The sequence below is a fragment of the Atribacter sp. genome, assembly GCF_035418125.1.
GTDB classification, from domain to species: Bacteria; Atribacterota; Atribacteria; order Atribacterales; family Atribacteraceae; genus Atribacter; species Atribacter allofermentans.
In genome coordinates this window covers 1-2963 of the sequence record NZ_DAOLQM010000260.1, presented here as the reverse complement: position 1 = coordinate 2963, position 2963 = coordinate 1, and the positions used below count along the sequence as shown (strand labels likewise).

Sequence of the window (2963 nt, the reverse complement as noted above, 5' to 3'; positions counted from 1 at the left end):
ATGATCATAATAATGTTCAAATCATTGGAGGAAATCCAGAAATTATTCAAAAAGCGGGTATATATGTTCGGGATGGGTATCAAATACAAGGTTTTCAAACTTACCATGACCATAAAAAGGGGAAAGAGAGAGGCGAAAATGTTGTTTATCGAATAGAAATAGACGGTTTATCATTAATTCATGCCGGTGATATGGGTATGCTACCCAGTTTGGAAGAGATTGAATCCTGGAAACCACTGGATATTCTCCTGGTGCCAGTAGGTGGAATTTACACGATTAATGGACATGAAGCCCAAACTCTGGTGGAGCATTTAAAACCGAGAGTCGTCATTCCCATGCATTATCGAACCCCCTTGCTTAAATTTGAGCTTCAACCAGTTGAAAATTTTACCTATCAGTTTTTTAAAGTGAAAACTCTTTCGGAAACCCAGGTTGAAATTACCCGAGAAAATCTTCCCGAATCCACCGAGATTTGGATATTCCCAATTCCAAAATAAAGAACGAAATTATTCAAAATTAAATAAAAGTAAAAAGAAATTGTGTTATAATGATAGGCTTATTTGGATAGTGTAAATACTCTTTTTTCATTAAAAATGAATTACCTAAAGATGAAGAGAAAAAAGAGAATATTGATCTTCAAAAGATATTGTTTGACAGGTGCTTAAAAGAAAGAATAGGAGTACATGAATGGTGACAATTGCTATATGCGTGGGAAGTTCGTGCCATTTAAAGGGAGCTTATGACATAATTCACCAATGTGAAGAAACGATCAGCAAGCTTGGCTTACGAGATCAGGTTGAACTGAAGGGTACTTTTTGTTTAGGTAAATGCAGCCAAGAGGGGGTAACTATAGTCATAGATGATGAAATAGAAACCGGAGTTACTCCCGATAATTTTCAACGTATTTTTGAAGAAAAGATCTTGGTGAAGGTTCGGGAGGATTAGCTGATTGAGCATACTTTCAACGATTAAAACCAGTTGCCGCGACTGTTATAAATGTGTACGTCATTGCCCGGTTAAGGCTATTCGTTTTAGCATGGGACATGCCGAAATTATTGATGAACGTTGCATCAAGGATGGTCGGTGTGTTTTAGTTTGTCCCCAGGATGCTAAGGTTATAAGAAATGATACCGGAGTAGTTAAGAATTTCCTTGAGAATAAAGAATTTGTTATTGCCAGCTTAGCTCCTTCTTTTGTTGCAGCTTTTTCTGATATTATGCCTGGTCAGCTTTTTAATGCTCTAAAATCATTAGGATTTGCCGTTGTTCGTGAAACTGCGGAAGCTGCTGAATTGGTAGCCTTAGAACACGCTCAGTTAGTAAAAGAAGGGAACAAGGCAATAATTACCAGTTCCTGCCCGACAATAAATGCTTTCATTTATAAGTATTACCCTCAGCATATTTCTTCCTTGGCTCCAGTGGTTTCTCCAATGGTTGCTCATGCTCGTCTTCTCAAAAAAGAATTTGAAGATCAACATCCTCGGGTGGTTTTTGTTGGACCATGTATTGCCAAAAAAGCTGAAAGAGAAGAAAGTGAAATAATTGATGAAGTCGATGTTGCGCTAACTTTTGATGAATTGAAAGAGTGGCTCACTCAAGCGAATATCGATCTCAAACAATTTCCCTTCGAAAGCGAGGACCTCTCATCGGTTCAATGGGCAAGAGCCTTCCCAGTTGAAGGAGGTTTGCTCAAAACCGGTGATTTTGATACTGGAATCCTATCTCAGGAATCAGTTGTTATTACTGGAATTGAAAGATGTCAGCGATTTTTAGATAATTTTGAAAAAGAAAAAGAAGGTTTAAAAATGGTTGAAATGATGAGCTGTGAAGGGGGATGCATTGATGGGCCTCTTCTCAAATCACCTCTTTCTCTTTATCAAAGAAGAAAAAAGATTATTGAATTTTCTCAGCAGGGCACTAATTTTGATGGTGCACGAAAAATCCTCGAACTCCCATCACTGAGGCGTGAATTTAATCCTCATCCCATTCCTCAACCACAACCATCAGAAGAAGAATTAAGAAAGATATTAACCTTGACCGGTAAATTTACCCCGCAAGATGAGCTCAATTGTGGGGCTTGTGGTTACGATACCTGCCGAGAAAAGGCAATTGCTGTATATCAAGGTTTAGCCGAAGCTGAAATGTGCATTCCCAATATGAGAGCTCGTGCTGAATCCTTTTCCAGTTTTTTGATTGCGGTGACACCGAATGGAATCATTTTAGTTGATGAAAACCTGAGAATTGTTGACATGAATCCAGCTCTGCGTCAAATATTCGATCTTAAAGGACGTTTAATGGTTGGAAAGATGCTGGATGAGTTTATAGATCCTTCAATTTTTATTGAAGTCCTCAGAACCAAGAAAGCAAATAGCCAGGAAATCCATTATCCACAATATAACAATGTTTATGTAAAGCTTTCAGTTTTTTATTTAGAAAAGTCTGGACTGCTCATGGGGGTGTTTGTTGATTTAACCAAACAAAAAGATCAAGAACAAATGATGGAAGAAATCCGTGGAAAAACCTTAGAAAAAGCTCAGCAGGTTATTACTAATCAAATGTTGGTTGCTCAGGAAATTGCCAGTCTTTTAGGTGAAACAACTGCTGAAACCAAATCGTTGCTCAGTAAGCTCATGAAAATTCTTCGAGGAGAAAATGTCGAGGAATGAATGATATATTTGTTGAAGTTGCTCAAGCTCAGATATCAAAATGGGGCGAAGAATTATGTGGGGATAGTGTTCGCATCGAGAAAGATGACCTTTCCACCATTGTTTCCCTTTCTGATGGATTAGGGAGCGGAGTAAAAGCCAGTATTCTATCGACACTAACTACGCGAATCATAGTTTCCATGCTTCAACGGAATTCACCCTTGGACGAAGTAGTGGAAACATTAGCTGAAACCTTGCCAGTGTGTAAGGTGAGAAAAATTGCTTATTCTACTTTTTCAGTCATGCAGGTTTTTCAAAA

General features: G+C 38.2%; 3 protein-coding genes and 1 pseudogene. All 4 read left to right on the top strand.

All coding sequences use genetic code 11. The features are described 5' to 3' along the window. A partial coding sequence (locus tag PLK24_RS10210; RefSeq protein ID WP_324478811.1) for an MBL fold metallo-hydrolase occupies positions 1 to 497 on the top strand: 497 nt, incomplete at its 5' end. A 190-nt stretch (positions 498 to 687) separates the two neighbouring features. Next, complete coding sequence (locus PLK24_RS10205; RefSeq protein ID WP_324478809.1) at positions 688 to 945, top strand: (2Fe-2S) ferredoxin domain-containing protein; 258 nt, start codon at positions 688 to 690, stop codon at positions 943 to 945. 4 nt (positions 946 to 949) lie between these two features. Then, on the top strand, positions 950 to 2665 hold the full coding sequence (locus tag PLK24_RS10200; RefSeq protein ID WP_324478807.1) for a [Fe-Fe] hydrogenase large subunit C-terminal domain-containing protein: 1716 nt from the start codon (positions 950 to 952) through the stop codon (positions 2663 to 2665). Next, positions 2662 to 2963 (top strand): annotated as a pseudogene (locus PLK24_RS10195) (SpoIIE family protein phosphatase); the annotation flags it as partial. The gene PLK24_RS10200 and the pseudogene PLK24_RS10195, both read left to right, overlap by 4 nt.

What these genes read in the sequence shown, in the direction of transcription:
- PLK24_RS10205 (WP_324478809.1), top strand. Translation starts at nt 688, where the DNA reads ATGGTGACAATTGCTATATGCGTGGGAAGTTCGTGCCATTTAAAGGGA.